17 protein-coding genes are annotated in these 19165 nt (G+C 40.9%); 2 read left to right on the forward strand and 15 right to left on the reverse strand.

From position 1 onward, the window contains the following. Nucleotides 1-83 precede the first annotated feature (83 nt). Nucleotides 84-1376: a glycosyltransferase family 4 protein gene (locus tag FSB76_RS17445; protein WP_147055513.1), complete on the forward strand. Its 1293-nt coding sequence runs from the start codon at nt 84-86 to the stop codon at nt 1374-1376. Further along, a complete protein-coding gene (locus FSB76_RS17450; protein WP_147055515.1) occupies nt 1369-2121 on the forward strand; it encodes a glycosyltransferase family 2 protein in 753 nt (250 codons plus the stop codon). The genes FSB76_RS17445 and FSB76_RS17450 overlap by 8 nt, the downstream gene beginning before the upstream one ends. Here FSB76_RS17450 and FSB76_RS17455 read toward each other — a convergent pair. From FSB76_RS17455 to FSB76_RS17525, 15 genes are all read right to left on the reverse strand, one after another. Beyond that, nucleotides 2118-2477 (reverse strand): DUF5615 family PIN-like protein, encoded by a 360-nt coding sequence (locus FSB76_RS17455; RefSeq protein WP_147055517.1) that lies wholly within the window; start codon nt 2475-2477, stop codon nt 2118-2120. The genes FSB76_RS17450 and FSB76_RS17455 overlap by 4 nt on opposite strands. Next, nucleotides 2477-2707 carry a DUF433 domain-containing protein gene (locus FSB76_RS17460; RefSeq protein ID WP_147055519.1) on the reverse strand — a complete coding sequence of 77 codons (231 nt, stop codon included), beginning with the start codon at nt 2705-2707 and terminating at the stop codon, nt 2477-2479. The genes FSB76_RS17455 and FSB76_RS17460 overlap by 1 nt, the downstream gene beginning before the upstream one ends. A gap of 98 nt (nt 2708-2805) precedes the next feature. Next, the gene (locus FSB76_RS17465; RefSeq protein WP_147055521.1) at nt 2806-5298 is read right to left on the reverse strand and encodes a YfhO family protein; all 2493 of its coding nucleotides are present in this window, start codon (nt 5296-5298) and stop codon (nt 2806-2808) included. 90 nt (nt 5299-5388) lie between these two features. Continuing rightward, on the reverse strand, nt 5389-5676 hold the full coding sequence (locus FSB76_RS17470; RefSeq protein ID WP_147055523.1) for a hypothetical protein: 288 nt from the start codon (nt 5674-5676) through the stop codon (nt 5389-5391). Between the two features lie 7 nt (nt 5677-5683). Then, nucleotides 5684-5932 (reverse strand): DUF4834 family protein, encoded by a 249-nt coding sequence (locus tag FSB76_RS17475; RefSeq protein ID WP_147055525.1) that lies wholly within the window; start codon nt 5930-5932, stop codon nt 5684-5686. A gap of 218 nt (nt 5933-6150) precedes the next feature. Next, nucleotides 6151-6735 (reverse strand): Uma2 family endonuclease, encoded by a 585-nt coding sequence (locus tag FSB76_RS17480; RefSeq protein WP_147055527.1) that lies wholly within the window; start codon nt 6733-6735, stop codon nt 6151-6153. Between the two features lie 156 nt (nt 6736-6891). Further along, nucleotides 6892-8916, reverse strand: a complete 2025-nt coding sequence (uvrB, locus tag FSB76_RS17485) for an excinuclease ABC subunit UvrB (protein ID WP_147055529.1) — start codon at nt 8914-8916, stop codon at nt 6892-6894. A gap of 161 nt (nt 8917-9077) precedes the next feature. Beyond that, a complete protein-coding gene (locus FSB76_RS17490; RefSeq protein ID WP_147055531.1) occupies nt 9078-9569 on the reverse strand; it encodes a MarR family winged helix-turn-helix transcriptional regulator in 492 nt (163 codons plus the stop codon). A 10-nt stretch (nt 9570-9579) separates the two neighbouring features. After that, complete coding sequence (locus FSB76_RS17495; protein ID WP_147055533.1) at nt 9580-10077, reverse strand: GNAT family N-acetyltransferase; 498 nt, start codon at nt 10075-10077, stop codon at nt 9580-9582. A gap of 697 nt (nt 10078-10774) precedes the next feature. After that, on the reverse strand, nt 10775-12175 hold the full coding sequence (locus FSB76_RS17500) for an HlyD family secretion protein (protein WP_225976238.1): 1401 nt from the start codon (nt 12173-12175) through the stop codon (nt 10775-10777). Between the two features lie 61 nt (nt 12176-12236). Continuing rightward, nucleotides 12237-14417 carry a peptidase domain-containing ABC transporter gene (locus FSB76_RS17505; RefSeq protein ID WP_147055534.1) on the reverse strand — a complete coding sequence of 727 codons (2181 nt, stop codon included), beginning with the start codon at nt 14415-14417 and terminating at the stop codon, nt 12237-12239. Nucleotides 14418-14452: 35 nt separating this feature from the next. Continuing rightward, nucleotides 14453-15676 (reverse strand): TlpA family protein disulfide reductase, encoded by a 1224-nt coding sequence (locus FSB76_RS17510; protein ID WP_158642917.1) that lies wholly within the window; start codon nt 15674-15676, stop codon nt 14453-14455. A gap of 276 nt (nt 15677-15952) precedes the next feature. Then, entirely contained in the window at nt 15953-16144 is a 192-nt protein-coding gene (locus tag FSB76_RS17515) for a bacteriocin-like protein (RefSeq protein ID WP_147055539.1), read from the reverse strand. 108 nt (nt 16145-16252) lie between these two features. Further along, a complete protein-coding gene (locus FSB76_RS17520; RefSeq protein WP_147055540.1) occupies nt 16253-17842 on the reverse strand; it encodes a vitamin K epoxide reductase family protein in 1590 nt (529 codons plus the stop codon). Between the two features lie 727 nt (nt 17843-18569). Beyond that, the gene (locus FSB76_RS17525; protein WP_225976239.1) at nt 18570-19097 is read right to left on the reverse strand and encodes a hypothetical protein; all 528 of its coding nucleotides are present in this window, start codon (nt 19095-19097) and stop codon (nt 18570-18572) included. Between the last annotated feature and the right edge of the window lie 68 nt (nt 19098-19165).

The following is a 19165-nucleotide window of genomic DNA, read 5'->3' on the forward strand; positions in this document are numbered from 1 at the left end:
GATCTTTTTAATTCCACACATGCTCAATTCGTAAAATTGGTTAAAATTGATGTAATTCGTAGCTGATTAAAAACATGTAATTCATGTCAACGTTAAAAGTAGTGCATTTAAATACCTATGATGGCAATGGCGGCGCGGGCCGGGGCTGCATGCGCCTTAACCGTGCATTAATAAGTCAGGGTGTAGCATCAAGAATGCTGGTGCATTATAAATTTGGCAGCAATCCGGAAATAGGCACGTTCAATACAAACAAAATTCAAAAATCATATGCTGCCTTTACTATCATATTGGAGCGGATACTGGCGAAGCGGTTTTTAAAGCCACAGATGAAAACACCGTTTTCGTTTACCTGGTTTGGCCGGTCCGTCATTCATCACCCGGATGTTAAGAATGCCGATATTATTCACCTGCACTGGATCAACCATGGTTTTCTTGATCCGAAACATATTGCCGAGGTGGCCAAACTCAATAAGCCTGTTGTATGGACATTTCATGATAGCAATGCCTTTACCGGTGGTTGTCATGTGCGTTACGCCTGCGATCATTTTATGCACGAATGTGGTAACTGCCCCTTGCTGGTTAAGCCTTCGGATAACGATATTTCGCATCAGATATGGAAGCAAAAAAAACAAGCTTATGAGGTACTTGATTTTGCGATAGCTGCCCCAAGCTTGTGGATGCAGCAATCAATAGCCGCCAGCAGCCTGATGTTTGGTAAAGCCGTTCATCACATACCTAATACGCTCGAAACCGATATTTTTAAACCAATTGCCAAACAACAGGCAAAAAAAAAGGCGGGATTGCCGACTGATAAATTCATTTTTTTAAGCGGGTTTATGCCGTCGCGCAAAGATTCGCATAAAGGGACGCAATATTTGCTGGACAGCATGGAGTTGCTGAAGCAGCGTTCGGGCATCGATGCCGAAAAAATAGAACTGGTTGTTTTTGGCAATCGGGGAACCGAAGGACTGCTCGATTTTCCATTTAAAACCAGCTTTTTAGGCACAATAAATAACGACGAACAGTTGGCGTTGCATTATGCCGCTGCCGACGCATTCCTGATTCCTTCCCTTGAAGATAACCTGCCTTACACCGTTATGGAAAGCCTGGCCTGCGGAACGCCGGTTATAGCCTTTACAACGGGCGGCATACCAGATATGGTTAAGCATGAATACAACGGCTACCTGGCCACCTATCGTTCGGCAGAGAGCTTTACAGATGGCATGGAGTGGGTTATAAAACATCCGCAGCCACAGCTGCTGCAAAAACAGGCCCGGGATACGGTAATGGAAACATTTTCTGAAGAGGTGATTGCCAAAAAGCACATCGAACTTTATCAAAGCCTGTTAAAAGGTAAAGGAGGCGCCGATGTTTAATCCTAAGCTTAGTGTTATCACCATAGTATACAATAACGTGCGCGATATTGAACGCACTATCTTGTCGGTTTTAAATCAAACCTACAACAATATTGAATATATCATTGTAGATGGCCTCTCAACAGACGGAACTTTGCAGGTAATCACTAAATACCAGCATCGTATTCACAAATTTATAAGCGAGAAAGATAAAGGCATTTATGATGCCATGAACAAGGGGCTGGCGTTAGCCACGGGCGATTACGTTATGTTCATGAACTCGGGCGACGAGTTTTACGATGCAGATACCGTAACCGCTGTTTTTGCCGCTGCCGCTGCCGCCGATATTTATTACGGCGAAACCGAAATGATAGCTGACAGTGGCGAAAGTTTAGGACAGCGCCGCCATAAAGCCCCGAAAAAGTTTACCTGGCGTGGGTTCAAATATGGCATGAGTATCAGTCACCAGGCTATATACGTAAGGCGGGCATTAGCCGAACCTTACGATGGGCAATATCAGCTAAGTGCAGACATTGAATGGATTATCCGCGCCGCGAAAAAGGCGAAAAAAATAGTGAATGTAAACAGGTATGTTGCCAAATACCTGGTAGGGGGGATGTCGAAAAAGAAGCATCGCCAAAGTTTACAGGAACGTTTTGATATTATGAAACGGTATTATGGGTTAATACCAACTGTATTAAATCATTTTGTAATAGCCTTCAATCTTGGCTGGTACTGGCTGAAGAATAAGCGGACAAATGATTAACCAATCGAGGTAATCCGCTCCTTACCAATCTCAAGATAAAAAGCTTCTTTTGATGACATTTGTAAGATGAGGAAGAAGTTCTTCATGAAAACCGACACTAAATCGTTATTTGAAATATTTCCTAAAGTAATTCTGATGATCTTTTTTGGCGTTTTATTAACAAAGTGAGAATCTTTAAAGTCCTGATCTTTTGTGATTACCACCATGTCGTTTTCATCAGCATATTTACAAATCTCAGCATCAGTGGTATTCCATTTTTGCAATATCTGGTTAACATGTATTGCTATACATCCTTCTTGATTACTAAGGAATTTCGAAAGTGTTATAGGTAAATGAACATCAACTAAAAAGTTCATTAATTAACTTCTTCTAAAGTTTTACCCGATAAGCTGATTTTGGCGTAAGATAAGGAGGCAAGTATATCTTCTTTTTCGAGCTCGGGATGGTCGTTCAAAATATCATCAAATGACATTCCTGAAGCTATCAGGTCAATAATAACTTCGACAGGCCACCTCATGTGGCGAACACATGCCTTACCGTGGCATATAGACGGATCAACAGTAATTCTTTCGAGTAAATTGCTCATAATGTAAATTTACAAAATACTTATGATTTTATCAGAAAACAAAAGAGCGATGAACTTTCGCCCATCGCTCTTTGTCAGATAATTTTGATCAGCCAATATTAAGCTTTTTTTGCAGTTGGCTTAGCTGCCGGCTTTTTTTTAGTTTCGGTATAAGCGGCACCACCTAAGGCCAATACCAACAAGATAGATCCTGCTAAAGAGATATTTTCACCTGCATAATAAGATGTAGGATGGAAATCAAATTTGATGGTGTGATTGCCAATAGGGATCACCGCAGCCCTTAATAAATAATCGGCACGGAAGTAAGGCGATTCTTTACCATCAATGGTCATGGTCCAACCTTTGTCGTAATAAATTTCTGAAAACACCGCCACTTGTGCGACCGGGCTGCTGCTTTCATAGGTCAGGTGCTCCGGCTCATATTTGGTTAGTTTTATTGTAGTAGTCGGAGCCTGATCGGCACCCACCGATTTTCCATCAATCATGCTTTTATATTGTTTGTCAACAATAGCCTCGTCTTTTGGCGAGAAGCTGCTGATGGCTTGCATCTCCTGGTCGGCGTTATCGGCAAATTTTACGCTTTTTACAAACCATACGTTGCCGCAGGCGGTTTGGTTAGCTTGCATACCTGCATTGCCCGATTTAGGATCAACCGTGATGATGTACTTCGTATTCAGCATATCCAGTACATCGTGATTTACGCTTTTGGTAAATTGGTTCTGAATCAATTCATCAAACCTTCTTAGCCGTGCTGAGTGGAAACCGCCTACAGTTTTATAAAAATAAGACGAGTGCGAGTCATGAAAAGGATCGCCCGATGTCATGTCAAATACCCGGAAATTAGGATCGGTATCCTTAATAATAAACTGATCAACCTCGCGTGGGGTATATTGTTGCTCCAGGTCGGATTTAGCTACAAAGTTTGCATCCTTCAGGTAGCGCTTATCAACGCTCCACATATCAATTATAACAATTACCGCCAGCAGCAAAGCAGCAATATTCGCTTTAATTTTTTGTTCGATAATTAACCATAACAGGCCGGCAGTTAACACAACAAAAATTAACGAGCGGATAGCATCTGCACGTTCAAGGCTTTCCCTGTCATCAACAATAGCGTTGGCAACAGAATTTGCAGTGCCGGTGTCGCCTTTGAATATTTGGGTAAGGTTGGCCACAAATGCTGCATGTTCATCAGCTCTGAAACTCAACAATATTTGCGGAACCCCTATCATAACTAATAACAAGCCGCCTGTAATATAAAACGCAATTTTAGCACGTTTAAAAATGAACGCTTTATCTGTATTGGTAATAACCTCGTTAACAGCAAGTAGTGCCAATATCGGGAAGCAAAATGCCGCGATTACCAGAGTTGATTCAACGGCCCTGAACTTGTTGTACATAGGCACATAGTTGAAAAAGAAATCGGACAGGAAAGGGAGGTTTTTACCGAATGATAAGAGCATGCTTAACAATACTGCTCCTAAAACCCACCATTTAATGCGGTTTTTAACAATGAGCAGGCCTAAAATGAAAAGAAAACATATGGCTGCGCCAAAATACCATGGCCCAAATGTGCTTGGCTTATTGCCATAATATAATGATTGTGAAACAAATCCCTGGGCCTGCCCGGCATCAACACCTTTATCGGTTAATATTTTTACCGCTTTGGAATCCTCGTCGGCAACTGTGCTGCTTCCGCCTCCGTAAGCGTTCGGAATTAAAAAGGTAAGGCATTCGCCAACGCTTTGACTCCAGGTATAAGCATAATCTTTATCTAAACCATGGTTAGGGCCTGCGGCGCCCTTGGTAGTTAAATTCGCTTTACCTCTGATGGTGTATTGGCTGTATTCATATGTTGTCCATAATGTACCCGCATTCACCGCGATAGCCAGCATTATGCCTGCCGCCAAAAAGCCTATCGACTTTAAAAATGGCTTGGTTTGCTTTTCTTTTATAGCATGATAAAGTTCGATACCCAATAGTATGGCTATAGATAGCAACAGGTAATAGGTCATTTGTACGTGGTTGCTACGAATTTCCATAGCGAGGAAAAACGCGGTAAGCGAAGCGCCTAAGAGGTATCGCCCACGTAACGTTAAAATAATGCCTGCAAGCAAAGGCGCAAAAAATGCGATGGCATAGGCCTGGTTACTATGGCCTGCAGTGATATAGATAAAATTATACGACGAGAAGGCAAAAGCTATTGCCCCCGCGGCAGCCAGCCAGGGCGATAGGCGCAATACGCTGAATAAAAGATATGCGCCTAATAAATACAGCAATACGGTATCAACCGGGTTTGGGAAAACCGTTTTCAATACGTCGATAACATGCGTGGTGATGTTAGATGGAAATGGTGCCCATATTTGGTAAGCCGGCATGCCGCCAAACATTTGATTGGTCCATAATGGTGATTTACCGGTAGCCGCTCTAACGTCGTTGATCTCTTTTTGCATCGACTGCGCCTGAGATACATCGCTTTGAAATAATACTTTACCCTGCGTTAGTGGAGTAATGAAGTAAGCAAAGGAAATTGCTATAAAAATTGCTACAATAATGAGGTGAACACTATTGCGCTTAAACCAGTTATTCATTTAAGTTTTTTGAAATGGATATTAATTCCTCAAAAATAGAAAATTGAACGGGAATAGGAATTATAGTTGTAAAGGATTTACTTAACAGGCTTATGAGCGGCCGCGCATTACAAAAAAGAAAATAACCATAATAATCAAACTTAAAACATAAGCTATTACCTGCGCCTTATTGTAATCTTCCCGGTACTTACGAATGTTAAAAAAGTTATAAACCGCCAGTGCACCTACTATTACCCAAAAAAAAGTATGGATTTTGGTGGCGGATACAAACAACTGGGTAGCTACGGCAAAAACAATAAAATTGGCAATAATCAATGTTATCGACTCGGGCGTATTATTGTGGTTTGGGCGTCGTTTGTATACTTCGTCGGGCAACATAAAAGGCTTATTTTACTTCTTCATAATCAACAAATTCACCTTCTGTATCCGGTAATTTGCCTTTTTTCCCTTCGGGAATATAATCAACTTTTATTGCTCCTTCGGGCTTTCTTTGCTGATAGTTTTGCTGCTGCTGAGTCTGTTGTTGTGCTTTATTGATAACACTTTGGAACAAAGCAGGTATAAGATACCGCATTAAACTGCGGATAATGTATAAAACACAAATTGATATGATCAGGAAAAGAATAAGTAACATCTGATTAATTTTAAGCTTACAAATATAAGTATATAACGGAGAAATTGTTTTTTAGATGTATGGATAGATGTGCAAATGTGCAGATTTCAGATGTGCAGATGATTTTTAGGTATACAGACAGATAAATCTTGCAATCATTTTACAATCATTACATTATCACCATGCGTATAAATTCCTAATCTGCATATCTGCACATTTGAAATCTGCACATCTATCAATTAATTATCCGCAAAAACAGTATCAAGAACTAAATCAAAGCCTGGGAGTATTTCGGTTGTTATGATATCGCCAATCGTCATTAGTTTTGAAGGTTGGTAAGCATTGTTTACTAACGTGTATTTTAAAAAAGTTTTATCTTGCGGAGAAACTATCCAGTACTCTTTAACACCAGCCTCCTGGTATACTTCGTACTTATTACGGAGCTCCTTTTGATTATTTCCGGGAGAAAGTATCTCGACAACAATATCAGGAGCACCTGTACAACCACGGGTATCTAACAAAAGCGGATTACATATGATGCATATATCAGGTTGCACTACGGTGAAAATTTTTTTATCCTCATTTTCACCTTTGCGCGGTAGTCTCACATCAAAAGGTGCAGTATATGCCCGACATTTTTTATTTTTAAGATAGCTATAAAGTTCGCCGGATATTTGCCATGAGATTCGCTGGTGAAGTTGTGCCGGTGCCGGCGTCATTTTAAAAATTTTACCTTTAATTAATTCAAGTCTGTCATCAAACGTCCATTGAAGGTAATCGGCGTATGAATAGCTTTTAGTAAGATCAAGATCAGATAGTTGCATAACTTAAATTTTAATCAAAAATAACGATTTAGATGTGCAGATTTCAAATTTCAGATGTGCAGATTGAAAACCCCCGGCAATGATTTTACAATCACTACATTATCGCCGATGTATAAATTTCGCATCTGCATATTTGCACATCTGAAATCTGCACATCTAAAATTTCTCCTCCATCATTTTCTCCAGCGCAAACATTTCATCGCGCAGTTTGGCTGCCAACAGGAAGTCCATATTTTTGGCGGCAGCAAGCATCTCTTTTTTGGTATTGTCTATTGATTTTTTCAGATCGGGTTTGGTCATGTATTGAACAATAGGGTCGGCCGCTAAAGTTGCCATATCCGCCTCTACATAAGCTTTTTGAACGCCGCCTTTAAAGTCGACAACGGATGTTTGCTCCATAATCTCTTCGCGGGATTTGCCTACCGTAGTTGGTGTAATGCCATGGGCTGTATTGTAAGCAATTTGGATTTCTCTTCTGCGGTTAGTCTCATCCATCGTTATCTGCATCGAATCGGTAATTTTATCCGCATACATAATAACCCGGCCACGGTCGTTTCGTGCAGCGCGGCCAATGGTTTGGATTAATGACCGTTCCGACCTTAAAAAACCTTCTTTATCAGCATCAAGGATGGCCACCAGCGAAACTTCGGGTAAATCCAGTCCCTCGCGTAATAAGTTAATGCCTATCAGTACATCAAACTCGCCCAGGCGCAATCCCCTCAAAATTTCTACCCTTTGCAGGGTTTTCACTTCGGAGTGAATGTAACGGCATTTAATACCCAACCTGTCCATGTATTTAGCCAGTTCTTCGGCCATACGTTTGGTGAGGGTAGTTACCAAAACCCGGTCGCCCATTTTTATAGTACGATCAACCTCATCTAACAAATCATCCACCTGGTTTATTACCGGCCTGATTTCTATTACCGGATCTAACAACCCCGTAGGACGTATAACCTGCTGAACCACTACGCCTTCCGATTTTTCCAATTCAAAATCACCAGGTGTAGCACTTACATAAACTGTTTGCGGTGCCAGTTTTTCAAATTCCTGGAAGTTGAGTGGCCGGTTATCCAGCGCAGCCGGCAGCCTAAAGCCATAATCGACCAATGACATCTTGCGCGACCTATCGCCACCATACATTGCCCTGATCTGCGGTACTGTTACGTGGCTTTCATCAATCACCATGAGGTAATCATCCGGGAAATAATCCAATAAACAGAAGGGCCTCGCCCCCGGTAAACGCCCATCAAAAAAGCGCGAATAATTCTCGATACCAGAGCAATAGCCCAGCTCGCGGATCATTTCCAGGTCGTAATTAACCCGCTCTTCCAGGCGTTTGGCTTCCAGGAAACGGCCATCGTTTATAAACTGCTTTTTACGGGTTTCCAATTCTTCCTGTATAGCCCAGATGGATTGCACAAAACGTTCGCGCGGGGCTACATACAGGTTGGCGGGGTAAACCACCATATGGGTCATTTTCTCGATGGTTTTGCCGGTGCTTACGTCAAAAGTCGTCAGTTCTTCAATATCATCGCCAAAAAAGGAAATGCGGTAGGCGTGGTCCATATAGGCCGGGAAAATATCCACCGTATCGCCCTTAACCCTGAAAGTACCGCGCTTAAAATCGGCGGTGGTGCGGGCATATAATATCTCCACCAAACGGTGTAAAAAAGCATTCCTGCTGATGCGGGTGCCCACCGCGAATTTGAATACCGATTGCGCGAAATCCTCGGGGTTACCCATACCGTAAATGCACGATATAGACGACACCACGATCACATCCCTTCGGCCCGACATCAAAGCCGAAGTTGTGCGCAGGCGCAGCTTTTCAATTTCCTCGTTTATCTGTAAATCCTTTTCAATGTAGGTGTTGGTGGTGGGTATAAAAGCTTCGGGCTGGTAATAATCGTAATAGGATACAAAATAGTTAACTGCGTTCTCCGGAAAAAACTGCTTAAACTCGCCATAAAGCTGAGCTGCAAGGGTTTTATTGTGGCTTAGTATCAGCGTGGGTTTTTGTGTTTGCTGGATAACATTGGCCACCGTGAATGTTTTGCCCGACCCTGTAACGCCTAAAAGTGTCTGGAACGGATCGCCATTGTTTACACCTTCAACCAGTTGCCTGATGGCTTCAGGCTGATCGCCGGTGGGGAAGTATTGGGAAGTTAAATTAAAATCCATGTGTAATGTAAAAATACAAATAATCCCGCAATAGGGTTTACAGATCAAAGTAAGCGATCAATAATGACAACAGTATGTCAACAGTGTTTGATTCCGATCTTTTATGTCTATTTACAACAGGTATTCCCGGTTTATGTTCGATGTGGACGGTGGCAAAACGATCAATCCATTTGCTTCCCCTCACTCTTTAACCGCTGCGCCCGGGCGAAAAAGCTTTGCAGGCTTATTTGTTCTTCTACTTCATCAATGGCTTTCATGATGTTGTTTTGGGTATTGGTAAGTTCAGCGGCGGCGGCTTTAATAATGGCCCACACGGGGCGCATGCGCTCCACCAGTTCCTGGCCTTTGGCCGTAAGTAGTACCAGGCGTTTGCGTTCGTCGGCCTTGTCTTTCTTCGACCGGATAAGTTTTTCTTTTTCCAGCTCCTTCAGCAGGCTGATGGTGGAGGGGTGGGTATAGCCAATTTCATTAGCCAGCTCAACAACACTAAGTACAGGTTTATAATGCAGGGTATAAATAACCGGGAACCACTTGGGCTCAAAATCAATATTGTTGGCTTTGTAAATCAGCACGCCATCTTTGCGCAGGGTATCAGCCAGGCGCTGCAGCCGGGTACTGATGGCTAAAATGCCCGATTCATCAATAACATTCATCCGCTTGTGGTTAATTGTTCAAATGTAACTCATAAAAAATATTATCGGCACCCATCAGCGGAAACGATGGGGGCAAATTCTGTTTGGCCAATTGCGTAAAGCCATTTTTTTCGTAAAAACGGTGTGCCGCCTTCAGCATATCTACCGTGCCCAGGTATATAGCTGTAATATCCTGTAGCCTGCAATAAGCAATCAATTCATCCAGCAAACGCTGCGCAATGCCAAGTTCCTTACCCCGGTACTCTTTGCGTACAAACATTTTGCGTAATGCCCCGGCTTTACCGTCGATGACTATTAAGGCTATGGTGCCCACCAGTTCGCCATTAATTTTGGCACCCCAAAAGTTGCCGCCGGTTTGGTGGTAATTGGTTTCGATATCCAATAAATCGGGCTGCCCCTCCAGTGTTACCGGTACATTAAATTCTATTTGTTGTATGGGCAGTATAATATTGATGATCTGATCACAGTAAGCATTGTTTAAGGGGGTAATTTCAAGTATTGTACTCATAATAATTTATTTATGTACTAATATACGTAGTTAACTACATATATTGAAAATTAAAGTTGAAATGAAATTCATTTTATGACATAATATAAAGAAATGATGGCTAAAATCGCCCTCCAGTCGAAACGTAATTTTACCAGGAACAAATGAAACAGTTGTGGTAACGTGTCAGAGTTTAAAATCAAGGCAACAGGAGTTTGAAATAGGATGGCAGCAAATTCGGGCTTATTGAGATTTGGTAAAATGCAATCTCGTGTTTTAACGATATATCGCAGCGCAGTTATAAATCAGTAGTAATTAACTATTTGATTTTAAGTATTTTATGTAATTGGTATTTATTTGGTATTTATTTGGTATTTATTTGGTAGCCATTGGTATAAACAAAAGCATTTACACTTAACATTATCACCGTGAACACATTTTTTTAATCACCCTCATCACCATGGCATTATGCATGGTCGCCATTTTATATATCCGTGTTAAGGGAAGCAAATCCGAAACAAGAAATAAAATAGTGGGATAGATCTTCTAATTCGTTTAAATTAAAACCTCTCCGGTAAACGCGGCTCCAGCTATATGGTACCATCATTGGGCTCATCACGTTAATCATGAGATGACCTTAACGTAGATGCTGCCGGTTACCGGCATGATTTTAAGGACACGCGCTTTGTTAAATTTGTAACCTGGCTGCTGTTGATAGCTATTTATTAGCCACTATTTTAAATACGCTCCTGGTAACTCGCTGAAATATGGTGGCATCTTCGGTAATAATTTCGGCCTCGGCTATCATGCCTTGTTTTAAATGAATAGGACGTTTATTATTTATCGGTTTGCCTACTTTAAAATCAACTTTCGATACAAAAACACTGTCTTTATAAGGCACCTCGGCGATGTAATTTATTTTGCCTTTTATTAAACCATACTCCTCAAACGGGTAACTCCTCAGTTTTATAAGTACGGGCTGTCCCTCCTTTACTTTTCCCATATTGTCTTGCGGTATGTCCATCTCGCCGAAGAAAGCTTCGTTACCGGGGTTTACATAAAAAACTTCCTGCCCTGTACTTAGTACCTGGTTTTCCTGGATAATACCCGGAAACGATATTTTACCTGCCTGGGACGCCCTGAGAATATATTTGTTTTCCCAATCTTCGGCCTGGCTTATTAAACTGTTGAGCGACTGCCTGAACCTGGCTTTTTGTTCGCTGATTTGGTTATCCAATTCCAAAATTTCCTTTTGCTTTCCGGTGTAGCTATTATTGGCGGCAACCAGCGCCGACTCTGTTTGTATCAACGGTGATTTTTGAGCCAAAAATTTAGCTTCTTGTTGGCGTAGTTCAGATTGGGTTTCAACCTTTTGATCGGCAAGTTTTTTATGCATTGTATACTCATCATCTGCAAGTTTAAAATTACGTTGCTGGATGGCTTTGCTTTGCTGTAATTGTCCGGTTTGGCGGTTTATATCGGCAAGATCTTTTTCAAGGTACGTCTTCTTTTTTAGATAAAACCCATTGTTTACCGCTGATTGATAGGTAATAAAATCCTGGTAAAAAGTCTGGTAAGCAGCTTGAAGTTCACCAAGTGCTGCGCTGTTCGCCTGCGTAAAAAGGCTGTTATTAATTAGTTTACCTGTGGCAATATCATCTTGCAGCTTTGTTAAATTTTGAGTAAGGTGCATTATTTGAAGATGGTTGCCTGTACTCTCAATGAATGCCAGCGGCTCGTTTTTTACAACCAGTTCATTTTCGTTTACCAAAAGCTTAACCAGTTTGCCCGGTATCTTTGCAACAACCGGCTTGGGCGAATTGGGTGATTGAATTTTTAACCTTGTTTTAATAATATCCGGGTATTTGATTAAGGCCGCCAAACCAATTAATAAAATCAATATTGCAAAAAATAGCGTAATGCCCCAACGTAATATCCATGATGGCACGGCGGTAATAATATCCTGCATATCATCGGCATGCCTTTGCGGCGGAGACTTTAAAGCTATGCCATTCCCCAGTATGGTGTTTTGGCCTACGGGCGGAGTTTTTAAAACGATAATGCTGTTCGAGCCATCAGTTTTCTCGGGTGGTGGAGTTTCAAATACAATTGAAGGCATTTGTTTTGCGTTGGCTTTTTATTTGTTTAATTATTTAACATATGGTATTAGCGTCTTGTAATCAAGTTCCCAATTCCAGTTGGTTTTTAACCAGTTGATAATAGCTTCCTTTCAGTGCCGTAAGCTCAAAATGACTTCCCTGCTCAATTATCCGGCCTTTATCTAATAAAATTATATTATCTGCATTACTTACTGTACTTAGGCGGTGCGCTACTATCACCACCGTGCGTCCGTTAAAAAACTCGCCCAGGTTATTCATAATTATCCGTTCGTTATTAGCATCAAGGGCATTGGTAGCTTCGTCAAAAAACAGGTATTCGGGATTTTTGTAAACAGCTCTTGCTATCAGCATCCGCTGCCGCTGCCCTTGGCTTATTCCATTACCTTCGGCACCTATTTTGGTATTTAATCCCAATGGCAAGCCATCAATAAAATCATGTATGTTGGCAACCTTTATAGCGTGGCGTAGTTTTTCTTTGTCGGGGTATTCATCACCCACCGCAATGTTACGTTCAATACTGTCAGAAAATATGAAGCCATCCTGCATTACCACCCCACACTGGCTGCGCCAGGTTTTAAAGCCAATATTGTTTATGGGGTGTCCGCCTACTTTAATTTCGCCTTTTTGCGGTTCATAAAAACGGAGCAGCAGTTTTAATACTGTGGTTTTACCACTACCGCTCATGCCCACAATAGCTGTTGTTTTACCTTGCGGAATTTGAAAGCTGATGTTCTCCAGCACAGGCTCGTTCCCTGCTCCCGGATAACGGAATGTAATGTTGGCAAGGCTTAAACTTTTATTTTCGGGCAGGGTATGGTTCCATTCTTTATCCAATGGTTCTTCGTCGGCCATCTGGTGAATTTCGTTTAAGCGCTCTAAACTGATGCGGGCATCCTGAAACCCTTGTATAAAGCCCAGCAATTGCTCTATTGGGCTGCTTAGTTGACCTACAATATATTGCACTGCCACCATTGCACCTAAAGTTAAATTCCCATTAATAACCGCCTGCGCACTTAAAAAGGTAATAAGCAGGTTTTTGCCTTCGTTAATAAATGTAGCCCCGCCTTGCTGATACTGGCTTAAGGCAAGGCTTTTAACGTTAAACTTAAACAAACGGGCTTGTATGTGTTCCCACTCCCAGCGTTTTTGCTGTTCGCAGTTGTTAAGCTTAATTTCCTGCATGCCGCCTACCAATTGTACAATGCTGCTCTGGTTTTTTGAAGCCACATCAAAACTTTTATAATTCAATTCGCGCCGGCGTTTTAAAAACAGCATTATCCAAATGGTATAAAGGGCGCTGCATGTTGCAAATACCAAAAATATGGTGGCATTGTAATAGGCCAACACAACTGAAAATATTAAAAGGTTAAATAACGAGAATAAAGTACTTAAGGTTGATCCCGTCAAAAAACCTTCAATTTTTTTCTGATCGTTCATTCGCTGCATAATATCGCCCGTCATTTTGGTATCAAAAAAACTGATAGGCAATTTCATAAGCTTAATTAAGAAGTCGGTGAGGATGGATATGTTTACCCTGGTACTGATGTGCAGCAAAATCCACGACCGGATAAAATCAACACTTGCCCGCCCGATGATCAGGGCAGTTTGTGCAAACAGGATAATGTAAATAAAATTAAGGTTGCGTGTATTAATACCGATATCAACTATAGATTGCGTTAAAAACGGGGTTATTAACTGTAGTAAACTGCCTATACCCAGGCCAAATAAAAGCTGGGTTACCAATTGGCGATAAGTGACCAGGTAGCGCAATAAAAAGCCCCAGCGCAGTTCGCTGCCTTTTTCGTCTTCCTGTTCATAAAATAGTGGTGTTGGGCTCAGCAATAGTGCTATACCTTCGTTGCCATCGGCGGTACTTAACCAGTTGCGGTTAAAATCATCCTCGTTAATTACAACCAGGCCATTTGCTGGGTCGGCTATGTAAAATTTATTATTTTTTATTTTGTAAAGTACCACAAAATGGTTCTGTCGCCAATGTAAAATACAAGGCAATTCGGCTTCTTTTAAACCGGCAATGCTAAGCTTAACTCCTAACGACCTGAAACCTATCTTTTCAATCGCATCGCTCATGCCTAACATGGATACGCCCTCTTTGTTGATCTCGCAAAGCTCGCGCAGGTTTTGCAGGCGAAAATTACGCCCGTAATGTTTAGCTACCATGCGTAAACAAGCTGGGCCACAATCCATTTGATCATGTTGTTTGTAAAATACAAAGGGCTTCATAGATATTGATGTAATATTATTAACAACTGTTTCCCTTACAATTTATCAAGCAACTTGCCAAGTGCTGGATTGCTGGGCCTTGGGGCATCCCAGCTAACTACCCTGCCATCCTTATTTAAAATAATGTAACGGGGGATGGATACCTGCCCTTGTTGATAAACAATTTTCTTTATATCTGACTGTAAGCTTTTGCCCGCAAGGATATGATAGCCATCTAAATGGTTCTGGGTAACAAGGTTAACCCATTGCGTTTTCATTATTGGTATATCTATAGATACAAATACCGATGTTATGCTTTTTTGTTTAAGCTTTGGCTGCAGGCCGGGATAGTAAGGGAACTCGGCCCGGCAAGGAACGCACCACGTTGCCCATAAATCAATATAAACCGACTTTCCTTTAAAATGCCGTTTTATATCATTAAAGGTATTGTAAGTGGTGGCAGTATCTATTGAAATGTTTGCTCCCGGTTTAGTGGTTTTGGCGTTGGCGGCTGTCAATGTTAATGACCTAAGCAGGGCTATATATGGACTTTCGGGAAAATCATTACAATACTGAGCAAAGGCGGTTGTGAAATTGAATTCATTGGTGCCGATTACTTTTTGAAATAGTAATATATCGCCCAATAAAAAGTTTTTTATTGCAGCGGGAGCCATTTGGTATCCGCTGTAAGGGCCTAATTTATAGCTGTTTGATTTGTTGGTATTGCTTTCTTCGAGTTTGGATTCATAGTAATAACCTAAAAACATAGCGCCAAAGTATGTTTGGGTGTTGGTGATTTTGGCAGGGCCTGCAAAGCAGAATAAGGCATCTTTAATGCGTTGGTATTTGTCATTTAACTGACTGTTTTTGTTCTTTTCCTGAAGAGTGGTTATGCCTTTAATTAAATTAAGTGCGTGCATATCCCGAATATCGGTTTTAGCAAGCAGGAAAAACTGGGGGCTTATTTGCTTTAATTTGTATAAAGAATCAAGCGGCTGGGTTTGCTCAAAAATAAATTTCCCTATTTTTTTTAGCCCCTGGTCTTTACTTTCGGTTGCAAGTGCCAGCAAAAGGCTTCCGTGGTGATTATAGTTATCAAGTGGTTGAAAGTTATATACATTATACCAGTATTGGCCGGCAGCATTAGTACCTTCAAATTTTAAAGATTTATATTTATCAGGATTATCAAAATATTTGAAGCTGATATTATCGCCAGGGGCAACAATTAAGTAAATTGTTCTTAAACCAATCCGTACCCTGATAAATACCTCAGATGACACGTTGAAATTTATATTAAATTTATTATTTACAACAGGGTATATTGTTTGGCGATAGTCATTAGGATGATTTCCAACCGGCAAAAATACGCCTACCCCTGTTGCTCCCTTTATGCCAATCAACTCTCCGCTGATTTTAACATTGCAAAACCCGCATTGGGAAAATAACATGAAGCATAAAAATGATATATATTTCATATTTGTGTAAGTTACGAAGCAAGCTATCAATTTGCATCGATAGCTTGCTTCATTTTGTTAGTTAAATTTAACTAATGGTTACTATGCTGCAGGTTCTGTACAGTGGCAAGAACCTCCGCCGCTGCAATAGGTTTGAAGATCATGATACGCGGCCGCTGATGAGCTGTATGAAGCACTCCAGGTGCCTGCGCCATTGCACTGGCAGTTACAAGCCAATTTTCCACCAGTAATGGCTTTCATCTCTTCTCTTGAAAGTTTTTTCTGCATTTCCATAATAATAGTTATGTTTTAAAATTGATAGTCAATTTCACCTGACAAATAGTGGCATACATTATCGAAGTACATGCTCCTTCACCTTTGGCCAAAAAGTATTTTGAACGCTTATTCAAGCATATATTTTAAATCGGGTAGTTGGTAAATATTCGGAAGGCGGTATCCGTTAAGTAATAAAGCCGGTGTTGCCGTAACCTCGGCCATTTGGCACCAGGCTTTTTGCTGGTCTATTTTATAAAATTCTGTTTCATTCAGCTGCACCGGGTAAGCTTTTGCCCATGCGTCGTAGCTTTTTTGCTTTTGCCCGTACCAATCATGCAGGGCATGTTTAACAATGGTTTTATCGGTCAGCTTATTTAGCGCCATCAGGTGACGGCTTACCGGGGTTTTAATATCGCTGTCGTTATTATTGGCGGTAAATATAATACGCGCCTGTAAATTGGGGTTTTGGTTAAGCCAGTTATCAAGTACCTGGTGGGTTTTACTACATGGCTGGCAGTATGGATTTGTTACCATTGTAATGATATTGTTAGCCTCGGCGTTGCCCAAAACAATGCTCCAGTCTTCGGCAGGCATAGCGTACCGGGGCTGTGCTTTAAGCATATTATTAAACAATTCAACATTGTATTTAAATGTGCGTAATTGTTTTTTCAGGGGGGATAAAAGCTGTAGGCGGAGCAGGTAAGGCTTTACAATTGCCCACAATATAGTGGGCACTAACAGGCATATAACTATGTTGCTTAAGCCAGCGGCGGTAAACACCGGCACCCCGGTTACGTTTGATAAAGCCATAGTAATAAACTCCAGCCACAAAATAGCCTGCACCGTACAACAAAGTAAGCACCATTGTTTTGCGATGCGCGCCTGGTAATAAATAGAGTAAAATGTATAGGGCAGGCTTACCAGGTTAAGTACAAGTAATGTGTACCAAACTAAAGCCGAGCCATTGCCAAAAAGCAACAGCAACCACGTGCCTGCAAAATAAAGAAAACCAACCTCGCTCCAGCTAAGCCATGCAAATACGTTTGCCGCTTTGGATGTTAAAACAGCATTGCAATTACTTTTGCCCACACTTTGACATAGTTTTTGCACTAATGGATTGTTACCGTCAATACCCTGGATAAGCAATAATACAGTGGTAGCCAGTCCGGATGTTTTAACTATGGTTAAAAATATTATTTGCCATGTTACATTAGCAAGGTAAGTTGAATGGGTAATTAATGAACCTGAAAGTATAATTAATATACCTGCAATAATAGCAGGTAACCGATAGCTTGCGACTGATAGTTTTGTTTTGGCCTGCTGCTCTAATAAATCGCTGCTTTTTTCGGCGGTTAACACAACGCCACCAAAAAACTTATCAAAAGTAGTGCGTGGTAATTTCTGTTTTCCTTTGTCGTTATAAAAAAATACTTCCCCGTCGGTCAATTTATCTACTACAATAAACTCACCGTCGCCCCGGTTAAGGTTGGTAATAAAAGGGCAGGGTACCTTACCCGCATCGTGTATGCTAACCTGGTAGGCAGCATTATTCACGTTAAAATTTTGTAATACGTCACTTATAGCCAATAAACTTGGATAGTCTGGGTGTTTGCTTAATTCAGCTACTATTTCATGAGCGGGAATATTTATCCGTAAGCATTTTAGGAGCATGATGGCCACGGCATCAGCATTTTCATAATTATTGATAAACAGCATTCAGGTAGATTTTCGTTGAAGTTAATCTGTGTTTCTATCAGCCGCAACCCGTATTTTAACGGGGTGCTGTCACCGTTAAAATACGGGTTGTATATATGAAAAATATTGTTATAATATTTGAAGTGTTGTTCGCCGGTTGCTGTAAATGCCGGGGTTAAACAGGCATCGACCGGGATTTAGCACCATAAATTTGAACACCTATGAAATTGCCGGTACAGGAGCAAAATGTTGTTTTTTCCGGATCTGACCTGCGTGGTTATCTTTTAACGGGTGTAAACACACCAACATTTGTCTCAATAACTTATAAACTTGCAACCTCATCAGCCAATTTTCCAAATAGCGTGTATTCAACTGTGTTTTAACGATATATCGCAGCTGGTAAGTAATTTAAATTTATTAAATTGTTGATTTTGAGTTGTTTGTGTATTTGGTCCGTATTTGGTAATCAGCATGGTAACTCAGCCAATACTTAATTTACACTTACCACTATTACCATGAACGTTTTATTTATACTCACCCACATTATTATGGCCGTATGCATGTTCATTATTTTACATGTATCAGTGTTAAAAAACGCTTACCCGCAAACCGAAATAAAAAAATGGTTTATGCCTTTTGCCTCCTTTAAATTAAAACCTGTCCGGTTAACGCGGTTTCAGCTATATCGTGCCGCCGTAGGGTTTATTACGATAATTATTAGGTAACGCCCACAGACTTTGCTGAACACTTATTTAAGATCGATGTTAAATTTCCCGTCGGAAATTGTTTTGGTTGCGCCAGAGTTGTTGGCCACAATTAATGTTCCGTTAAAAGCGCCTTGTATATTGGTGGTACTGATTGACGATATGGTTATAGATGCCGGATGATTGCCCGTGTAATCAACAACATAATCGTTGGCAAAATTGCTGCTGCCATTAATTTTATAGATGATTAAAATGCCAAATGGCGGGTTGTAATTTTTAGTAAGGTTGTATGTACCAACGGCGATGGGAGTTGGCGAGTATATATCCAGTTCCATTTTATCGGCGGTAGACGATGTGCCGTTTTTTGCCGAAATGAAAGCCGAATAATAAGTTGGTGTATTACGATAACCCGAACTATCAACAGTATTAAAATTTTCATTACTCCCATCGATAGTTGCCGATATAGCACTGGTGGCAGCCAATACAGGCGCGGTACTTTTATTGCACGATTGCCAAATAAACGCCAAACAAACAGCAAAAAGTAATAGTTTTTTCATCTGCGTCGCTTTCATTTTCCGGTTGATTTATTAGTATGAATGTAAGCTTTTTTTAATTCAAAAATAACGCCTGTCAACGTAAA

It is taken from the genome of Mucilaginibacter ginsenosidivorax (assembly GCF_007971525.1).
GTDB classification, from domain to species: domain Bacteria; phylum Bacteroidota; class Bacteroidia; order Sphingobacteriales; family Sphingobacteriaceae; genus Mucilaginibacter; species Mucilaginibacter ginsenosidivorax.